Here is a 16,938-nt window from a genome sequence, read left to right on the forward strand (position 1 = left end):
GCGGCCGAGACTGGGGGTTTCACCCGCAGTCTCGGCGCTCCGTTGCAGTCTCGCGGACGATCAGGGCTTGATGATCGGGATGGCCGAGGTCTCGACGGCGACCTTGCGGCGGTGCAGGGCGCGCTGCTCGGGCAGCGAGATGTCGAAGACGACGGCGAGCAGGCGGATCACCGCCGTCACGACCATTCCGGCGATGGATGCTGCGATGAGCGGCGCGCCGAGCGCATGCGCCCCCGCGAGCACGACGCATCCGGCTCCGGCGGCCACGGCGTACAGCGACCCCACGTGCATGATCGCAACCGGCAGGCCCATGATCATGTCGCGCAGGATGCCGCCGCCCACCGCCGCGCACACCCCGACGAAGATGGCGGGGATCTCGGGAAAGCCGAGCGCGAGCGCCTTGCTCGTGCCGAGCGCCCCGAACATGCCGATCACGAGGGCGTCGAGCCCGACGATCACCCGGTTCAGCCGCTGGAAGATGCCGGCGAGGAGCATGCCGACCAACGCGGCCCCCGTCGCTGTGATCAGGTACCAGTTGCTCTGCAGCGTCGCCGGCGGGACGTTCAGGAGCATGTCGCGGATGAGACCGCCGCCCATGCCCATCACGATGCCGATGATGGCCACGCCGAGCAGGTCGAGGCGGCGCTGGCCGCGGAAGCCCGAGGCGAACAGGGCGCCCTGAACGCCTCCAAGACCCACGGCGGTGAGGTCTGCCCAGAGCGGGATCACGAAGAGCGGCTCGTTCACGCGTCCATTCTCTCGCCTGGACGGGATAATCGAGTGGTGCCCACCTACCGCGACGAGGTCGTGATCCTGCGCACCCACAAACTGGGTGAAGCAGACCGCATCCTCACGATGCTCAGCCGCCGCCACGGCAAGATCCGCGCGGTCGCGAAGGGTGTCCGGCGCACGTCGTCGCGGTTCGGAGCACGTCTCGAGCCCTTCATGGTCGCCGATGTGCAGCTCTACCAGGGCCGGTCGCTCGACATCGTGCAGCAGGCCGAGTCGCTCGGATCCTACGGCGCCGACATCGCCGCTCACTACGACCGTTACACATCCGCCCACGCGATGGTCGAGGCCGCCGACCGGCTCAACGAGGCCGACGCGACACGCCAGCAGTACCTGCTCCTCGTCGGTGGCCTGCGCGCGCTCGCGCGCGGCGAGCATGCTCCGCGCAGCATCCTGGATTCGTACCTGCTGCGCGCGATGGCTCTGTCCGGGTGGGCGCCGGGTCTGTCGGAGTGCGCTCGATGCGGCAGACCGGGCCCGCACGACGCCTTCGTCGCTCAGGCGGGCGGCACGGTGTGCACCGGGTGCGCTCCCGTCGGCTCGGCCCGTATCGGCTCGGCGACCTCCTCCCTCCTGCGGTCGCTCATGGCGGGGGAGTGGGAAGCGGTGGATGCCGCGACGCCGGCCTCGACCGCCGCGGCGTCCGGCCTCATCGCGGCGTACGCGCAGTGGCATCTCGAGCGCGGCATCCGCTCGCTCGCGCATGTCAGCTCGGAGGGAGCCCGATGAGCCCGAAGCCGTTCACGCACCGCGACGCCGTGGCGTATCGTCCGCTGGATTGGACCGGACAGCATCCGCCCGAGTTCCCGAAGGGCGCCGTGCCGAAGCATGTCGCGATCGTCATGGACGGCAACGGCCGGTGGGCGAACCGGCGCGGCCTCACCCGCGTCGAAGGGCACAAGGCGGGCGAGGCGGCTCTGCTCGACGTCGTCGCCGGCGCCGTGCAGGCGGGCGTCACGCATCTGTCGGTGTACGCCTTCTCGACCGAGAACTGGTCGCGCTCGCCCGACGAGGTGCGCTTTCTCATGGGGTTCAATCGCGATGTGCTGCACCGACGCCGCGACCAGCTCAACGAGTGGGGGGTGCGCGTACGGTGGGCGGGCCGCAAGCCGCGCCTGTGGGGCTCGGTCATCAAGGAGCTGCAGTTCGCCGAGCAGCTCACCCGCGACAACGACGTGCTCACCCTCACGATGTGCGTCAACTACGGCGGGAGGATCGAGCTCGTCGACGCGATGCGATCGATCGCGCAGGACGTCGATGCGGGGCGCCTGCGTCCGTCAGCCGTCACCGAACGTCTGATCCGCAGCCGTCTCTATCAGCCGGATATGCCGGACGTCGATCTCTTCATCCGCTCGAGCGGCGAGCAGCGCACGTCGAACTTCCTGCTGTGGGAGTCCGCGTACGCGGAGTTCGTGTTCCTCGACACACTGTGGCCCGATTTCTCGCGCACCGACCTGTGGCAGGCGATCGGCCTGTATCTCGACCGCGACCGTCGCTTCGGTGGCGCCGTCGACACCCCGCGAGATTCCCAGAAGCATTCGCCGGAATAGACGCCGCACGGGCGCCGTTGCACCGTGCTGTGAGTGAATCCATCAAGATCGACGTCTGGTCCGACATCGCGTGCCCCTGGTGCTACATCGGAAAACGCAACCTCGAGAACGGTCTCGCGGCGACCGCCGCCGACGACGACGCGCCGCGAGTCGAGGTGACCTTCCACTCGTACGAGCTCTCGCCCGACACCCCCGTCGACTTCGACGGTGACGAGGTCGACTTCCTCGCGAATCACAAGGGGATGCCGGCCGACCAGGTGCGTCAGATGCTCGATCGCGTGACCGGTGTGGCCTCCGAGGTCGGACTCGAGTACCGCTTCGACCTGCTCCAGCACACCAATACGCTCAAGGCGCACGAACTGCTGCACTTCGCCAAGGAGCAGGGCCGTCAGCCCGAGCTCGCCGAACGGCTGATGGCCGCGTACTTCACCGAGGGCCGGCACGTGGGGCGCGAGGACGAGCTCGTCTCGCTCGCCGCCGATGCGGGTCTCGACGCGGATGCCGCCCGCGAGGCGCTCGAGTCGGAACGGTTCGCCGAGGCCGTGCGGGCCGACAAGGCTCAGGCTGCCGCCTACGGCATCACCGGCGTGCCCTTCTTCGTCATCGACGGCAAGTACGGCATATCGGGGGCGCAGCCGGCCGAGGCGTTCAGCCAGATCGTCCGCCAGGTGTGGACCGAGTCCCGCGGCGGCGCACCCGTCGCGGGCGCCTGATCAGCGCGGCAGGTTCTCTTCGATCACGGCCACGACGGCCGGGTCGTCGGGCTTCGTGGTCGGGCGGAACCGGTGCACGTCGCCCGAGGGCGTGATGACGAACTTCTCGAAGTTCCAGGCGATGCGCCCCTTCTTGCCCTCGAGGTCGCGCGCCGCTTTGAGCGCCTGGTAGAGGGGTGCGGCATTCTTGCCGTTCACCTTCACCTTGTCGTGCACGGGGAATGTGACGCCCCACGTGGTCGCGCAGTAGTCGAGGATCTCGTCCATCGACCCCGTTTCCTGCCCCATGAACTGGTTGCACGGAAAGCCGACGACGGTGAACCCTCGGTCGCCGTAGGCCTTCTGCAGCTGCTCGAGCTGCGCGTACTGCGGGGTCAGCCCGCACTTCGATGCGACGTTGACGACCATGACGACGTCTCCCTCGTACTCCGCGAGCGTCGAGGTGCCGCCGTCGGCGGTCTGGAAGGGGATGTCGCGCAGGTCAGGCGTGGTCTCATCGGTCATATCCCCAGGCTAGAGCCTGACCGAGCAGCGGGATCGAAAGGGATGGGAGAATGGTCGACGTGACGACTGCCCTCGCTCCCGCACGGACGCTGCGCATCGGGCCCATCGAGCTCGATGCGCCCGTCGTGCTCGCGCCCATGGCGGGGATCACCAACACCGCCTTCCGGCGCCTGTGCCGCGAGTACGGTGCGGGGCTGTACGTCAGCGAGATGATCACGACGCGAGCGCTCGTCGAGCGCAACGCCGTGACGATGCGCCTCATCACGCACCACGAGTCGGAGACGCCGCGCTCGATCCAGCTCTACGGTGTGGACCCCGCGACGACCGAAGCCGCCGTGCGCCTGCTCGTCGACGAAGACCGGGCCGACCACATCGACCTGAACTTCGGATGCCCCGTGCCCAAGGTCACCCGCAGGGGCGGGGGAGCGGCTCTCCCGTGGAAGCTCGGCCTGTTCCGCGACATCGTTACGCGCGCCGTGCGCGCCGCGGGCGATGTGCCGTTGACGGTCAAGATGCGCAAGGGCATCGACGCCGATCACCTGACGTATCTCGACGCGGGCCGCATCGCCGAAGACGCGGGTGTCGCTGCCGTCGCCCTGCACGCGCGGACGGCGTCGGAGTTCTACTCGGGTCAGGCCGACTGGTCGGCCATCGCGGCGCTCAAGCAGGCCGTCACGAGCGTGCCGGTGCTCGGCAACGGCGACATCTGGTCGGCCGACGACGCGGCGCGCATGATGGTCGAGACCGGATGCGACGGGGTTGTCGTCGGACGCGGCTGCCTCGGGCGGCCGTGGCTGTTCGGAGACCTCGCGCGCACGCTCGGCACCCCCGATGCCGCGGCGGGTGACCCGGTCGATGCGACGCTCGCGTTCGTCGCGCGCGCCTTCCGCCGTCACGCCGAACTGCTCGTCGACTTCTTCGATGACGAAGGCCGAGGCTGCCGCGACATGCGCAAGCACGTCGCGTGGTATTTCAAGGGCTACCCCGTCGGCGGTGAGACCCGGGCGGCGCTCGCAGCCGCCTCGACGCTCGCCGAGATCGACGACCTGCTGGCCACGCTCGACCTGACCGCACCGTACCCCGGCGCGGGGGCCGAGGGTCAGCGCGGTCGCGCCGGTTCGCCCAAGCGACCCGCGCTGCCCCAGGGCTGGCTCGACTCGCGCGAGCTCGGCTCGGCTGCGACCAGCGCCCTCGCCGAAGCGGAGCTCGACCACAGTGGCGGGTGAACGGACCCCGGTCGAGCCTCTCGCGCGACCGCTGGGGTACGACGACCGCGACGCCGAACGCCTCTTCACCGAACGCCACCGGTCGCTGCGCGACGATTTCGCGCGCGATCGTGCCCGCGTGCTGCATTCCGCGGCCCTGCGACGGCTCGCGGCCAAGACGCAGGTGCTGAGTCCCGCGAGCCCGGCCGACTTCGCGCGCAACCGGCTGACGCATTCGCTCGAGGTCGCGCAGGTCGGGCGCGAGCTCGCGACGGCGCTGCAGCTGTCGCCCGACGTCGTCGACACCGCGTGTCTCAGCCATGACCTCGGGCATCCGCCGTTCGGACACAACGGCGAACGCGCGCTCAACGACTGGGCAGAGGACATCGGCGGCTTCGAGGGCAACGCGCAGACACTGCGCATCCTGACGCGTCTCGAGCCGAAGACGATCGACGCCGACGGAACGACGTTCGGCCTCAACCTGACGCGTGCCAGTCTCGACGCGACGTGCAAGTACCCGTGGACGGCCGCGCACCCCCTGCCCGATCCCGGCGGCCGGCTGAAGTTCGGCGTGTATCCCGACGACGAGCCCGTCTTCCACTGGATGCGCGCCGACGCCCCCGGCCGCGTGCGCTGCATCGAGGCCGAGGTCATGGACCTCTCCGACGACATCGCCTACTCGGTGCACGACTTCGAGGACGCCATCGTCAACGGATACCTCCGCCCCGACTGGCTCGCCGATGCCACGCAGCACGAGGCGCTGCTGAACGGCATCCAGGCGTGGGTGGGCTTCGACTTTCCCCGCGATGCGCTCGCGGACGCGCTGTACCGACTCATGCGGATGCCGGAGTGGATCACGTCGTTCGACGGCACGCGCGGCGACCTGGCCCGGCTGAAGAACCTCACCTCCGACCTCATCGGCCGGTTCGCGCGCGCCGCGACGGCGGCGACGCGCGACGCGTACTCGGCCAGCGCCCTGACCCGCTACCGTGCGCACGTCATCGTTCCCCCCGTCGTCGAGGCCGAGATGGCGGTGCTCAAGGGCATCATCGGCACCGCGGTCGTGTCGATCGAGGGGCGCAAGGAGCTCTACCGAGAGCAGCGGCGCGTGCTGAAGCGGCTGGCGACGGCGCTGTGGGATTCGCCGGACGCGCTCGACGCCCTGCACGCGGCCGACTTCGCCGCCTGCGACACGGATGCCGCCCGGCGACGGGTCGTCGTCGACCAGGTCGCGAGCCTCACCGACCAGCTCGCGATCGCCTGGCATGGGCGTCTCGTCGGAGACGTCGATGCGGCATCCATCGGAGTGTGGGCGCCCGGTGCGAACGCGCCGTCGACGCGCGCCGAGGCGACCTGATGGCGGGACGCATCCGTCAAGCCGACGTCGACGAGGTCAAGGCCCGCACCAACATCGCCGACATCATCGGAGAACGCGTCGCCCTCAAGAACGCGGGCGTGGGGGCGATGAAGGGGCTCTGCCCCTTCCACGACGAGCGCAGCCCCAGCTTCAACGTGCGCCCGCAGGCGGGCTTCTACCACTGCTTCGGATGCGGCGAGTCGGGCGACGTCTACTCGTTCCTGCGCGCCATGGACCATGTGTCGTTCCAAGAGGCCGTCGAGCGGCTCGCGGGGCGCATCGGCTTCACCCTGCACTACGAAGACGGCGGTGCCGCCCCCGAGACGAGTGGCCGCGCACGCCTGTATGCCGCCAATGCCGCGGCGGCCGAGTTCTTCCGCGAGCAGCTCATGACGCCCGAGGCCGAGACCGCACGCCGGTTCCTCGGAGAGCGGGGCTTCGACGCGGGAGCGGCGGCGCATTTCGGGGTGGGCTACGCGCCACGGGGCTGGTCAGGCGTCATCGCGGCGCTGCGACCCCAGGGGTACACCGACGAGATCCTGAGCCAAGCGGGCCTCGTCTCGCAAGGACAGCGCGGTGTCTACGACCGATTCCGCGGGCGCTTGGTGTGGCCCATTCGCGACGTGACGGGGCAGGTCATCGGCTTCGGGGCGCGGCGACTGTTCGACGACGACAAGGGGCCCAAGTACCTCAACACCCCCGAGACGACGATCTACAAGAAGGCGCAGGTGCTCTACGGTCTCGACCTCGCCAAGCGCGACATCTCGCGCCAGCACCGTGTCGTCGTGGTCGAGGGCTACACGGACGTCATGGCATGCCACCTCGCCGGCATCACGACCGCGGTCGCCACGTGCGGCACGGCGTTCGGCACCGACCACATCACGGTGCTGCGCCGCGTCATGGGCGACGATTCGACCGCCGGCGAAGTCGTCTTCACGTTCGATCCGGATGCCGCCGGCCAGAAGGCGGCGCTGCGCGCCTTCGCCGACGCGAAGCGCTTCAACGCGCAGACCTACGTCGCGACCGGACCGGAAGGGCTCGATCCGTGCGATCTGCGCCTCGAGCGCGGTGACGGTGCGGTGCGCGCCCTCATCGAGCGCAAGACGCCCATGGTCGAGTTCGTGCTGGACCAGCGCATCGGCGGCTTCGATCTCGCCGCCGTCGAAGGTCGCGTCGGAGCACTGCGCGCCGCCGCACCGGTCGTGGCGGACCTGCGCGACGCGCTGCTGCAACCGGAGTACATCCGCGTGCTCGCGCGGCGCCTGGGGATGGACACGGAAGACGTGCGCCGTGAGGTGGAACGCGCGGGTCGGAGCGCACGACGCGGCGAGGAACAGGTCGCGACGCGCGCGGGTGGCCGACCCGACGCCGAGCCGCCCGTCGAGCGCGTGACGATCGCCTCGCTCCCGCGTGTGAAGGACGTCACGCTCGAACGCGACGCGCTGATGGGCTTCCTGCAGTTCGGCCACCGCCTCGACGAAGCGCTCGTCGCACGGGCGACGGCGCTGGAGTTCCGGCATCCGGCGCTGGATGCGGTGCGGCAGGCGATCGCGTCGGCACCGGATCGACAGCGGATCGGATGGGCTGCCGAAGCCGTCGCCGCCGTGCGCGAGCCGTATCGCTCACTCGGGGCCGAGCTTCTCGCCGCCGACTTTCCCGCGCTCGACGACGACGTGGCCGTCGCCTCGGCCGCCGACCTCGCGCGTCGCCTCATCGGCCGCGCGCTGGAGTCGGAGAAGAGCGAGCAGCTCGGCGCGATCCAGCGTGTGCCGCCGGACTCCGAGGCCGGTCGGGTGATCCGGCTGCGACTGCGCGAGATCGATGCGGAGCGCCGCCGGCTCGCAGAGGAGTCCTGACCTCTCAGTCGTGTCCGCTGGCCGCTCGCGCGCGCAGCGGGCAAGATGGCGTCATGAGCTCCCACCGAGAAGCCGACGTCGCCATCAGGGCCGGCGATCTCTCGATCGCCCAGGCAGGCCGACTCGGCTCGGAGCGGCTCGTCGACGGGGTCTCGTTCACTCTGCAGCACGGCAGCACTCTCGCGCTCATGGGGCCGACCGGCTCGGGCAAGTCCAGTGTGCTCGGAGTGCTGGCCGTCGATTCCGCAACGGGATTGGCGATCGTCGGGGGCGACGCCTGGATCGACGGCATCTCGGTTCGTCGCCCCGGTCGTTCGCAGCGGCTGCTCGACTACATGACGGGATATCTGCCGCAGTCAGCCGGCGCGGGGCTGCCCGCCCGCCACACGGTCGCCGAGGTGATCGGCGAGCCGATCACGAGCCGTGACCGGCACATCAACCAGCGCGCCCTCGCCGTGCGGGTCGCCGCGCTGCTGGACGAACTCATGCTCCCGCTCGGAGCCGCCGGCAAGTACCCCTATGAGCTCAGCGCCGGAATGCGCCAGCGCGTGGCGTTCGCGCGCGCCCTCGTGCTGCAGCCCAAGGTGCTGCTGGCCGACGAGCCGTTCGCCAATATGGACGTCGAGGTGCGCGTCGCGGCGCGCGAGGCCATCATGCGCCGTCGTGACGAGTACGGCATGTCCACGCTCGTCGTGACGAACGAACCGGATGTCGCGACGGAACTGCGTGCCGATGTGCTCGTGCTGCACTCGGGTCACCCCGTCGCATACGGACCGAGCCCGGACGATCTGCTGTGGACGCCGGGCATCGAATCCGATCGGCGATTGATCGCCACCTGATGTCAGAATCGGGCCCGGAGTTTTGGTAAGCTATCGGAAGTGCCTCGCGAAAGCGGGGCTCTTCCTCGGTAGCTCAATTGGCAGAGCAATCGGCTGTTAACCGATAGGTTCTTGGTTCGAGTCCAAGCCGGGGAGCGAGGACCTTCGCGCTATCTACGCGGAACCTCACCAAGACCCGGGCTTCCACCCCGGGTCTTACCTTTTTCCCGGGTGCCGGGTCTGGTGTTCACCCCTCGAGGTCGTCGATCCCGGGCGTCCATGCCTGACCCGGACGGCCCCACCCGCGCTTGCGGGCGATCTTCTGCACGGTCTTCCAATCGCCGTCGTCGAGTCGATCGATGTAGAGGACACCGTCGAGGTGGTCGAACTCGTGCTGCACGATACGGGCTCGCCAGCCGTCGACCTCGATGCGGACGGGCTCGCCCTCGAGATCCGTGCCCGTCACGAGAACGGCGTCGGAGCGGCGCAGCGGAAACCGTTCACCCGGGAAAGACAGGCAGCCTTCGGATTCCTCGTCGGGATCGGGGTGCCCGGGCAGCGGAGGACGGATCCACAGATCGGGGTTGATGATCACGCCGCGCCAGGGGAGACCCTCGTCGTCTTCGTAGTTGTAGGTGAAGATGCGCAGCGCCACGCCCACCTGCGGAGCGGCCAGCCCCACACCGGGTGCGGCATCCATCGTTTCGTACATGTCCGCGACGAGGGTGCGGATCTCGTCGGTGATGTCGGCGACGGGGGCGGCGGGGGAGTGCAGGACGAGATCGCCCATGATGCGAATCGGGAGAACAGCCACGCCTTGAGCCTATCGAGCGACGGCGGCGGCTAGTGTCGAGGGGTGATTCTGATGGACGGGATGATCGGCGACGTCACCGACGAACTCCTCGGTGTCTTTCGTGACCCGGCGATCCTGATCGGAATCCCGCTCGCCCTGCTCGGCGCCGTCTTCATGTCGTTCGGAGCGCAGTATCAGCACCGCGGCGTCGTGAAGGTCGAGCGTCTCACCGGGTCGTCCGGAAGCGGCGGCCTGTCGGGCAGGCAGCTCGCAAGCCTGCTGAAGAGACCGTCCTGGGTGTTCGGCTCGGCGATGCTGGGCGCGGCGATCCTCTGCCAGCTCGGGGCACTGGCGTTCGCTCCGCTCATCCTCGTGCAGCCTCTCGGGGCGATCTCGCTCGTGATCACGACGCTGCTGAACGCTCGCGTCAGCGGGCACAAGCCCACCCGCCAGTCGATCCGCTCGATCATCGCGTGCGTCGGGGGAATCTTCATCTTCGTCACGATCGCCGCCTTCGTCGCGACCGAGCAGGAGATCGACGAAGGCGAGCTCGTGACGATCCTCGGCCTCCTCGGCGTCGTGATCGTCATCTTCGGCGTGCTGTGGGCGTGGTTGCGCAAGCGCGGACAGGCACTGTTCTACATCGTCGCTTCCGGCGTGATCTACGGGTTCGTGGCCACCCTCGCCAAGGTGGTCATCAAGCGGGTGCAAGCCGGCGACTTCGAGTGGCTCACACTGCTGTGCCTCGTCGCGCTCATCGCCGCGACCGCCGCGGGTGCCTACTTCGTACAGACGGCATACTCGGTCGGCCCTCCCGATCTCGTCATCGCGGGTCTCACCGTGATCGATCCCATCGTCGCGGTGCTCATCGGCCTGATCATTCTGCAGGAGGCCGCGACCGCACCCGTAGGCGCGTTCATCGGGTTCGCCGTTGCAGGGGCGATCGCGATCTACGGCGTCATCACGCTCGCGCGCAATCATCCTCAGATCATCAACGACAGCCAGGAGCTGCCCTTCCGACGCGGCAGCACGGGCACGCCCAAATCCGGTGCCGGTGAGGACCCGCTCGTCTGACACCGGGGCGATCGCGGGGCGCGCGTGCACGAAACCGGTATCCGCGTGTGTTTCCGTCGTGCGCGAATGCAGGCTTCTTACGCGGACGCGTGAGCGATGCCGGTAGGCTCGATGCTCGTCAGGGGGCGGTGGCCAAGCTGGTCAAGGCAGCGGGCTCATAACCCGACGATCGTGGGTTCAAGTCCCACCCGCCCCACAAACGAGGGATGAGCCGCCGTTTCGCGGCTCATCCCTTTTCGTCGCCCGGACATCGGCGCACGCGGCCCGATGACGCCGTCTCCGCCTTCCCGGCGAAGCCCCAGCGCGTCTCCCTGTCGCCGGCGGGACTCGTCCGAACCCGCGACACCCGGCATGCGAAACGCGACCCCGCCGAAGCACCGCTTGACACGCGGGAAACTGCGCCGTCTATACTTTGATTGAACGCTCGTTCAAATCTGAGTGGTCATCAACGAGTCAAGGGAGATCTTCGGTGACAGGTAAAGCTTCGCGTACGACAATCGGGGTCGCGATCTCCGTGCTGGCGCTGCTCGCAGTGGGCTGCAGCAGTTCTTCGGGCGGCGCGTCCGAGGGGCAGCTCACGTTCGTCTCCTTCGGCGGCGCACTGCAAGAAGGCGGCGAGGTCGCCTACTCGGAGCCGTTCACGGCCGAGACGGGCACCCGCGTCATCAGCGACGGCCCGACCGATTACGCGAAGCTGCGCTCGATGGTGGAAGCAGGACAGGTGTCCTGGGATGTCGTTGAGGGCGATCCGTTCTTCGCCATCCAGGAATGCGGCACCCTCTTGGAGCCGATCGACACCGAGATCGTAGACACCTCGGCGATGCCGGCTGCATTCGTCTCCGAGTGCTCTGTGCCATCCATCGGCGTCGCCGACGTCCTGCTCTACGACGAGACCGCCTACGACAGTGCCCCGCAGGGGTGGGCGGACCTGTTCGACACGGAGAACTTCCCCGGAAAGCGCGCACTGTGGAGTGACGTCTATGCCGGCAACCTCGAAATCGCTCTTCTCGCCGACGGTGTCGCGCCGGAGGACCTCTATCCTCTCGACGTCGATCGTGCCATCGCGAAGTGGGACACGATCAAGGACGACATCGTCTTCTGGGACTCGGGCGCCCAGTCCCAGCAGCTGATGGCATCCCAAGAGGTCTCGATGCTCTGGGCATGGAGCGGCCGCGCCTACGACGCGATTCAGAACGGCGCCCCGTTCGCCGCGGTCTGGGATCAGAACCTCTTCGTCCCCAACGCGTGGATGGTTCCGAAGGGGTCCGACAACGTCACCGCGGCGATGGAGTTCATCGCCTTCGCCACCTCCGCACAGGCCCAGACCGCCATCGCAGAACTGATCCCTTACGCTCCCACGAACGCGGATGCTTCTCCGCAGCTCGATGAGCTGGGCATGGCCTTCCTGCCGTCTGCGCCGGCCATCCAGGAGACGCAGGTCTCGGTGGACTTCTCCTGGTGGGCGGACAACTACGAGGCGACCCAGAAGCTCTGGGACGCTTGGCGCATCGGCTGATCGGACATGTCAACGGACACGAAGAGCCGGATCTACGCCGAGGCGGTACGCCAGTTCGCGCTCCTGGGCTACCACGGCACCAGCATTCGGAGCATCAGCTCCGAGCTGAAGATCCAGGTGGCGGGGATCTACTACTACTACCCGAGCAAGCAGGAGATCCTGCTCGAGATCATGTCGAGCTTTCTGGATTTCCTCTCCGAGCAAGTCGGCAGCGCGCTGCACGAGGCGAGTCCCGATTCAGGGGCCGCTGCCCGTGAGACAGCGACGGATGTTCTCCGGCGGGCGATCACGACGCACATCCTCTGCCACGCCGAGCGCCAGCCGGAGGCGTTCATCGCCGACACGGAGCTGCGCTCACTGATGCCGGAGAACCGCGCGGCGATCGTCGAGAAGCGCGACCGGTACGAGCTGCTGTTCCGCGGCCTGATCACTGCGGGCGCCGACGCGGGAGAGTTCACCGACATCGACGAGTCGATTGCGGCGAAGGCGATCATCACCATGTGCACCGGCGTGTCCGGCTGGTTCCGACCGGACGGCGCTCGCTCGATCCAGGAGGTTGCGGCCGACCACGTCCGGATCGCCCTCAACGGCCTGGTCCGCACCACACCTCAGAAGGACTGACGTGCTGCACCACCTGTACAGATACCGGTACTACCTGGCGCTCCTGCCTCTGCTGATCTTCCTGGCCGTCTTCTTCCTCATCCCCTTGGTCGAAGTACTGTCGATGAGCGTTCGCGAGGGCGACGGCGGACTCAGCAACTATGCCGAGTTCTTCTCCACGCCGGCGTACGTCGGAGTTCTGCTGCGGACCGTGGGCATGTCGCTTCTCGTCACGGCGGTCTGCTTGCTGCTCGCGTTCCCCTACGCGTACACGATGAGCATCGCAACACCGAACTGGCGCAAGGTGCTCATCGCTCTCGTCCTGCTGCCTTTCTGGACCAGCCTGATGGTGCGCAGCTATGCGTGGGTGATCCTCTTGCAGGACACAGGGGTCGTGAATTCGCTTCTCGAACTCGTCGGGCTGGGGCCCATCCCGCTCATCCGGAACAACACCGGTGTCGTCATCGGCATGGTGCAGGTTCTCCTGCCGTTCCTGGTTCTGCCGCTCTTCTCAACGCTCAGCAACATCGACCGCCGCTACGTGACCGCCGCCATCAGCCTCGGCGCTCGGCCCATCTCGGCCTTCCGCAAGGTCTACCTTCCCCTGGCCGCACCGGGGATCGCAGCCGGAAGCCTCATCGTGTTCGTCCTGAGCCTGGGCTTCTTCGTCACGCCGCAGCTGCTGGGGTCGACGCAGAACATCCTCCTCTCGCAACTGATCCAGCAGCAGACGAACAGGCTCCTGAACTTCGGGATGGGCGGCACGATGGCCGCCGTGCTCCTTCTCAGTACGCTGCTCATCCTGCTCGTCGCGTCGCGATTCGTGAACCCGATCCAGGCATATGCCAGCACGACGACGCCGAAGGGAGCCGGCAAATGAAGGCCCATATCGTCCTCACCCGCGTCCTGACGGCCCTTGTCGCGGTCTTCCTCGTCGCGCCGTCGCTCGTTCTGATCCCGCTGAGCTTCACCGGGAAGAAGTCTCTCGCGTTCCCTCCCGACTCCTGGTCGCTCCAGTGGTACGAGAACCTCTTCGCCCGGCCGATCTGGATCGACTCGATCATGACGAGCCTGCAGGTATCCCTGCTCGTCGCGCTGCTCTCGCTGCTGCTCGGAGTCCCCGCGGCGTTCGCGCTCGCCCGCGGGGGATTCCCGTTCACCACGGCGATCTACGGAATCGTCATCGCGCCGATGATCGTGCCGGTGATGGCCCTCGCCGTCGGAATGTTCTCGCTCTTCCTCAACTGGAAGCTCACGGGATCGGTCGCCGGCTTCGTGCTGGCACACACCGTGCTCGCTGTCCCGTTCGTCGTGGTGACCAGCAGTGCCGCCATCAGCGGCTTCGATCAGAACCTGGAGCGCGCAGCTTCCAGCCTCGGAGCCTCACCCCTGCGCGTCTTCCTGAAGATCACTCTGCCCGGAATCGCCGGCGGCGTCATCGCGGGCGGACTCTTCGCCTTCGTCACGTCGTTCGACGAAACGGTCATCGCGCTGTTCCTGCAGGGTCCGACGGCGCGGACTCTTCCGGCGACCATGTACGCCAGCGTCGTCAACGAGGTGGACCCCACGATGGCCGCCGTCGCCACGCTGCTCATTCTGGCCACCGCGCTCGTGATCGGCGCGACGTTCGTTCCCTGGAGGAAGAAGAAGTGACTACTGTTCTGAAGACGACCGGGGCCTCACTCGACCTCGTCGGCCTGTCGAAGCACTACGGAGACTTCGCTGCCGCCAGCGATGTCTCGCTGTCGATCCAGCCCGGCGAGTTCATCACGTTCCTCGGCCCGTCGGGGTCGGGCAAGACCACGACCCTCAGCATGATCGCGGGATTCATCTCACCGGACAGCGGCACGATCGACATGGACGGAAGCGGGATCCTGAAGCTCGCGCCGCACAAGCGCGACCTCGGTGTCGTGTTCCAGAATTACGCGCTGTTTCCCACCATGACCGTGTTCGACAACATCGCCTTTCCGTTGCGCGCACGCCGCGCTGCGAAGGATGAGGTCGCGAAGAAGGTCGCCGCCGTCCTCGAACTCGTCGGCCTCGACCACCTCGGTGCGCGCTATCCGAAGGAGCTGTCCGGCGGGCAACAGCAGCGTGTCGCGTTCGCGCGCGCCATCGTGTTCTCGCCGCGTGTCCTCCTGATGGACGAACCCCTCGGCGCTCTGGACAAGCGACTGCGCGAGCGTCTCCAGGTCGAGATTCGACGCCTGCACCGCGAGCTCGGGATCACTTTCGTCTACGTCACGCATGATCAGGACGAGGCGCTCGCTCTCTCGGATCGAATCGCGGTCTTCAACGAGGGCCGCATCGAGCAAGTCGGCACCCCCGAAGTCATGTACTCGCGCCCGGCGACACCCTTCGTGGCGAGCTTCATCGGCGAGTCGAACATGCTCGATGCCGTCGTCGACCACGTCGACGGGCACACCCTCCGCGCGCGCACCGATTTCGCGACGTTCGAGCTCGACTCTCGGCGCACGCCGCGGTTGGACGTCGGCGATCCGATCAGCGTCCTGATCCGTCCGGAGAAGATCACCGCCGCCCTCACGGAAGGTCCCGGCTCGTTCGACATCCTGGTGAGCGAGACCTTGTTCCTCGGCACCCATTACCGGGTACGCGGGACCACCACGACGGGCCAGACGATCCTCGTGGACGGCGCGGTGGCCGCAGGGCTGCTGCCTTCCGAGGGCGACCGCTTCCGGGTTCGGTTCGACCCGGCTGAGGCTCATGTGCTCGTGCGCGAACCCGCCACGGAAGGAGCGGCTCGATGAGTGCCGGCGAATCTCGGTCCGTCGCGATCGTCGGCGCGGGCACGATCGGCCTGAGCTGGGCCACTCGATTCGCGTTCTACGGATGGGACGTCCGTGTCTTCGACACGAGCGAGTCCCGCCGGGAGAGCGCTCCGCGGGAGATGGCGCCGATGCTCGCCGAGCTCGAAGCCGTGACCGGTGCCCGCGCCGGCGAGCGTGTCTCGCTGCTGCAGGTTTCCCCGTCGCTGGCAGAGGCCACGAGCGGTGCGAGTCTGGTCCTTGAGAATCTTCCCGAGCGCCTCGATCTGAAACGGGCCTTCTACGCGGAACTGGCAGACCTCGTTCCCTCGAACGCCGTCGTCGCCTCCAGCACGTCCGCGCTGCTGCCCAGTGCGCTGTTCGGGGGACTCGCCATCGCCGAGCGCGCTCTCGTCGCGCATCCGCTGAATCCGCCGCATCTGCTGCCGGTCGTGGAGCTGGTGACGCATCCCACTCTGTCATCGACCGCGCTCGAAGCTGCACGGGAAGTGTTCGCCTCCCTCGAGATGACGGCGGTGGTGTGCGAGAAGGAAGAACCCGGCTTCCTCGCCAACCGACTGCAGTACGCATTGTTCGGCGAGGCACTGCGTCTTCTGCAGGATGGCGTCGCCTCGCTGCACGACATCGATGCGGTCATACGCGACGGACTCGGTCCCCGCTGGGCCCTGCTGGGTCCGTTCGGCGTGGAGGCTTCCAACGCCGAGAGCATCGAGGACAACTACGGCAAGTACGGCAACACGATCCGCGAGCTCGTCCAGGCGGTCGCGAGCACGCAACCCGCGCTGGACGATCCGTCTCTCGCCGCCGTCGTTCCGCTCACGGTGGACGCCATGGCGTTGAGCGGCGCGCCCCTCATCGCGTATCGCCGTGCGGCGCTCGTCGGGATCCAGGCGCAGAAGCGTCGCGCACCCCAGCCCTACCGCGGGGGCACCACAGCACCGACAGGCCGCGATATGGAACGGCGCTCTGAACGAATCGCAGATCCGAAGGAAGACATGACCCTCGCCGTCACTCAGAAGCACTACGTCCCCGATTCCGCCGCCCACTACGGCGGAGGGGTGATTTCCGGCGGCTACATCATGACCTGTTTCAGCGATGTCGCCACGGAAGTGTGCATCCGTCACGACGGGACGGAAGGCCTCTTCGCGTCCTACAGCGGTGTCCAGTTCGGCGCTGCACTGTTCGCGGGTGATCTTGTCGAGGTCTCGGCACGCATCACACGGGTGGGCACGCGCAGCCGTGATCTCGCATTCGAGGTCCGCGTGCTCGCGCGGCGGGAGAACCGCGACTCGGATCGCTCCACGCTCCTGGAAGAGCCGATCGTGGCGGCCACCGCGAACGGGACCGTCGTGATCCCCGTGCGTGAGAAGGCCTGAC

At 67.8% G+C, this 16,938-nt stretch carries 17 protein-coding genes and 2 tRNA genes; 16 read left to right on the forward strand and 3 right to left on the reverse strand.

Features of this window, described 5'->3' with window-relative positions; translation table 11 throughout:
* Nucleotides 1-60: 60 nt before the first annotated feature.
* Nucleotides 61-747: a trimeric intracellular cation channel family protein gene (locus tag ACFC3F_RS01385; RefSeq protein ID WP_376125630.1), complete on the reverse strand. Its 687-nt coding sequence runs from the start codon at nt 745-747 to the stop codon at nt 61-63.
* Between the two features lie 36 nt (nt 748-783).
* On the opposite strand from ACFC3F_RS01385, the gene recO reads away from it, so the two are divergent.
* From recO to ACFC3F_RS01400, 3 genes are read left to right on the forward strand one after another with little or no spacing between them, the layout of a single operon-like run.
* Nucleotides 784-1,518, forward strand: a complete 735-nt coding sequence (recO, locus tag ACFC3F_RS01390; protein WP_376125632.1) for a DNA repair protein RecO — start codon at nt 784-786, stop codon at nt 1,516-1,518.
* Complete coding sequence (locus ACFC3F_RS01395; RefSeq protein ID WP_376125635.1) at nt 1,515-2,339, forward strand: isoprenyl transferase; 825 nt, start codon at nt 1,515-1,517, stop codon at nt 2,337-2,339. Before recO ends, ACFC3F_RS01395 begins: the two co-directional genes overlap by 4 nt.
* Before the next feature lie 29 nt (nt 2,340-2,368).
* A complete protein-coding gene (locus ACFC3F_RS01400; RefSeq protein WP_376125637.1) occupies nt 2,369-3,052 on the forward strand; it encodes a DsbA family protein in 684 nt (227 codons plus the stop codon).
* Here the strand turns inward: ACFC3F_RS01400 and ACFC3F_RS01405 are convergent, their stop codons facing one another.
* Nucleotides 3,053-3,556 (reverse strand): glutathione peroxidase, encoded by a 504-nt coding sequence (locus ACFC3F_RS01405; protein WP_376125639.1) that lies wholly within the window; start codon nt 3,554-3,556, stop codon nt 3,053-3,055.
* Nucleotides 3,557-3,606: 50 nt separating this feature from the next.
* Between ACFC3F_RS01405 and dusB the strand changes: the two genes are divergently transcribed.
* The 5 genes from dusB (at nt 3,607) to ACFC3F_RS01430 (ending at nt 8,948) form a co-directional block, all read left to right on the forward strand.
* Nucleotides 3,607-4,782, forward strand: coding sequence for a tRNA dihydrouridine synthase DusB (dusB, locus tag ACFC3F_RS01410; RefSeq protein ID WP_376125642.1), 1,176 nt, complete (start codon nt 3,607-3,609; stop codon nt 4,780-4,782).
* Entirely contained in the window at nt 4,772-6,118 is a 1,347-nt protein-coding gene (locus ACFC3F_RS01415) for a deoxyguanosinetriphosphate triphosphohydrolase (protein WP_376125645.1), read from the forward strand. Before dusB ends, ACFC3F_RS01415 begins: the two co-directional genes overlap by 11 nt.
* A complete protein-coding gene (dnaG, locus tag ACFC3F_RS01420) occupies nt 6,118-7,974 on the forward strand; it encodes a DNA primase (protein WP_376125648.1) in 1,857 nt (618 codons plus the stop codon). The genes ACFC3F_RS01415 and dnaG overlap by 1 nt, the downstream gene beginning before the upstream one ends.
* 53 nt (nt 7,975-8,027) lie before the next feature.
* Complete coding sequence (locus ACFC3F_RS01425) at nt 8,028-8,813, forward strand: ATP-binding cassette domain-containing protein (protein WP_376125651.1); 786 nt, start codon at nt 8,028-8,030, stop codon at nt 8,811-8,813.
* Nucleotides 8,814-8,875: 62 nt separating this feature from the next.
* Nucleotides 8,876-8,948 (forward strand) — tRNA-Asn (locus ACFC3F_RS01430).
* A gap of 91 nt (nt 8,949-9,039) precedes the next feature.
* On the opposite strand, the gene def is transcribed toward ACFC3F_RS01430, so the two are convergent.
* On the reverse strand, nt 9,040-9,606 hold the full coding sequence (gene def, locus ACFC3F_RS01435) for a peptide deformylase (protein WP_376125653.1): 567 nt from the start codon (nt 9,604-9,606) through the stop codon (nt 9,040-9,042).
* A 51-nt stretch (nt 9,607-9,657) separates the two neighbouring features.
* Here def and ACFC3F_RS01440 point away from each other — a divergent pair, with 51 nt between their 5' ends.
* The 8 genes from ACFC3F_RS01440 (at nt 9,658) to ACFC3F_RS01475 (ending at nt 16,937) form a co-directional block, all read left to right on the forward strand.
* Complete coding sequence (locus ACFC3F_RS01440) at nt 9,658-10,659, forward strand: DMT family transporter (protein WP_376126114.1); 1,002 nt, start codon at nt 9,658-9,660, stop codon at nt 10,657-10,659.
* A 122-nt stretch (nt 10,660-10,781) separates the two neighbouring features.
* A tRNA-Ile gene (locus tag ACFC3F_RS01445) sits at nt 10,782-10,855 on the forward strand.
* 273 nt (nt 10,856-11,128) lie between these two features.
* Entirely contained in the window at nt 11,129-12,175 is a 1,047-nt protein-coding gene (locus ACFC3F_RS01450; RefSeq protein ID WP_376125656.1) for a polyamine ABC transporter substrate-binding protein, read from the forward strand.
* A gap of 6 nt (nt 12,176-12,181) precedes the next feature.
* Complete coding sequence (locus ACFC3F_RS01455; protein WP_376125659.1) at nt 12,182-12,796, forward strand: TetR family transcriptional regulator; 615 nt, start codon at nt 12,182-12,184, stop codon at nt 12,794-12,796.
* Nucleotide 12,797: 1 nt separating this feature from the next.
* Nucleotides 12,798-13,655, forward strand: coding sequence for an ABC transporter permease (locus ACFC3F_RS01460; protein WP_376125662.1), 858 nt, complete (start codon nt 12,798-12,800; stop codon nt 13,653-13,655).
* A complete protein-coding gene (locus ACFC3F_RS01465; RefSeq protein ID WP_376125665.1) occupies nt 13,652-14,428 on the forward strand; it encodes an ABC transporter permease in 777 nt (258 codons plus the stop codon). The genes ACFC3F_RS01460 and ACFC3F_RS01465 overlap by 4 nt, the downstream gene beginning before the upstream one ends.
* On the forward strand, nt 14,425-15,543 hold the full coding sequence (locus tag ACFC3F_RS01470) for an ABC transporter ATP-binding protein (RefSeq protein ID WP_376125667.1): 1,119 nt from the start codon (nt 14,425-14,427) through the stop codon (nt 15,541-15,543). Before ACFC3F_RS01465 ends, ACFC3F_RS01470 begins: the two co-directional genes overlap by 4 nt.
* The gene (locus ACFC3F_RS01475) at nt 15,540-16,937 is read left to right on the forward strand and encodes a 3-hydroxyacyl-CoA dehydrogenase NAD-binding domain-containing protein (protein WP_376125669.1); all 1,398 of its coding nucleotides are present in this window, start codon (nt 15,540-15,542) and stop codon (nt 16,935-16,937) included. The genes ACFC3F_RS01470 and ACFC3F_RS01475 overlap by 4 nt, the downstream gene beginning before the upstream one ends.
* Nucleotide 16,938: the final 1 nt, after the last annotated feature.

The organism is Microbacterium sp. NPDC055910 (assembly GCF_042271185.1).
Lineage (GTDB): Bacteria > Actinomycetota > Actinomycetes > Actinomycetales > Microbacteriaceae > Microbacterium.

What these genes read in the sequence shown, in the direction of transcription:
- ACFC3F_RS01465 (WP_376125665.1), top strand. Translation starts at nt 13,652, where the DNA reads ATGAAGGCCCATATCGTCCTCACCCGCGTCCTGACGGCCCTTGTCGCG.
- dnaG (WP_376125648.1), top strand. Translation starts at nt 6,118, where the DNA reads ATGGCGGGACGCATCCGTCAAGCCGACGTCGACGAGGTCAAGGCCCGC.
- dusB (WP_376125642.1), top strand. Translation starts at nt 3,607, where the DNA reads ATGGTCGACGTGACGACTGCCCTCGCTCCCGCACGGACGCTGCGCATC.
- ACFC3F_RS01395 (WP_376125635.1), top strand. Translation starts at nt 1,515, where the DNA reads ATGAGCCCGAAGCCGTTCACGCACCGCGACGCCGTGGCGTATCGTCCG.
- ACFC3F_RS01425 (WP_376125651.1), top strand. Translation starts at nt 8,028, where the DNA reads ATGAGCTCCCACCGAGAAGCCGACGTCGCCATCAGGGCCGGCGATCTC.
- ACFC3F_RS01405 (WP_376125639.1), bottom strand. Translation starts at nt 3,556, where the DNA reads ATGACCGATGAGACCACGCCTGACCTGCGCGACATCCCCTTCCAGACC.
- ACFC3F_RS01475 (WP_376125669.1), top strand. Translation starts at nt 15,540, where the DNA reads ATGAGTGCCGGCGAATCTCGGTCCGTCGCGATCGTCGGCGCGGGCACG.
- ACFC3F_RS01440 (WP_376126114.1), top strand. Translation starts at nt 9,658, where the DNA reads ATGGACGGGATGATCGGCGACGTCACCGACGAACTCCTCGGTGTCTTT.
- ACFC3F_RS01455 (WP_376125659.1), top strand. Translation starts at nt 12,182, where the DNA reads ATGTCAACGGACACGAAGAGCCGGATCTACGCCGAGGCGGTACGCCAG.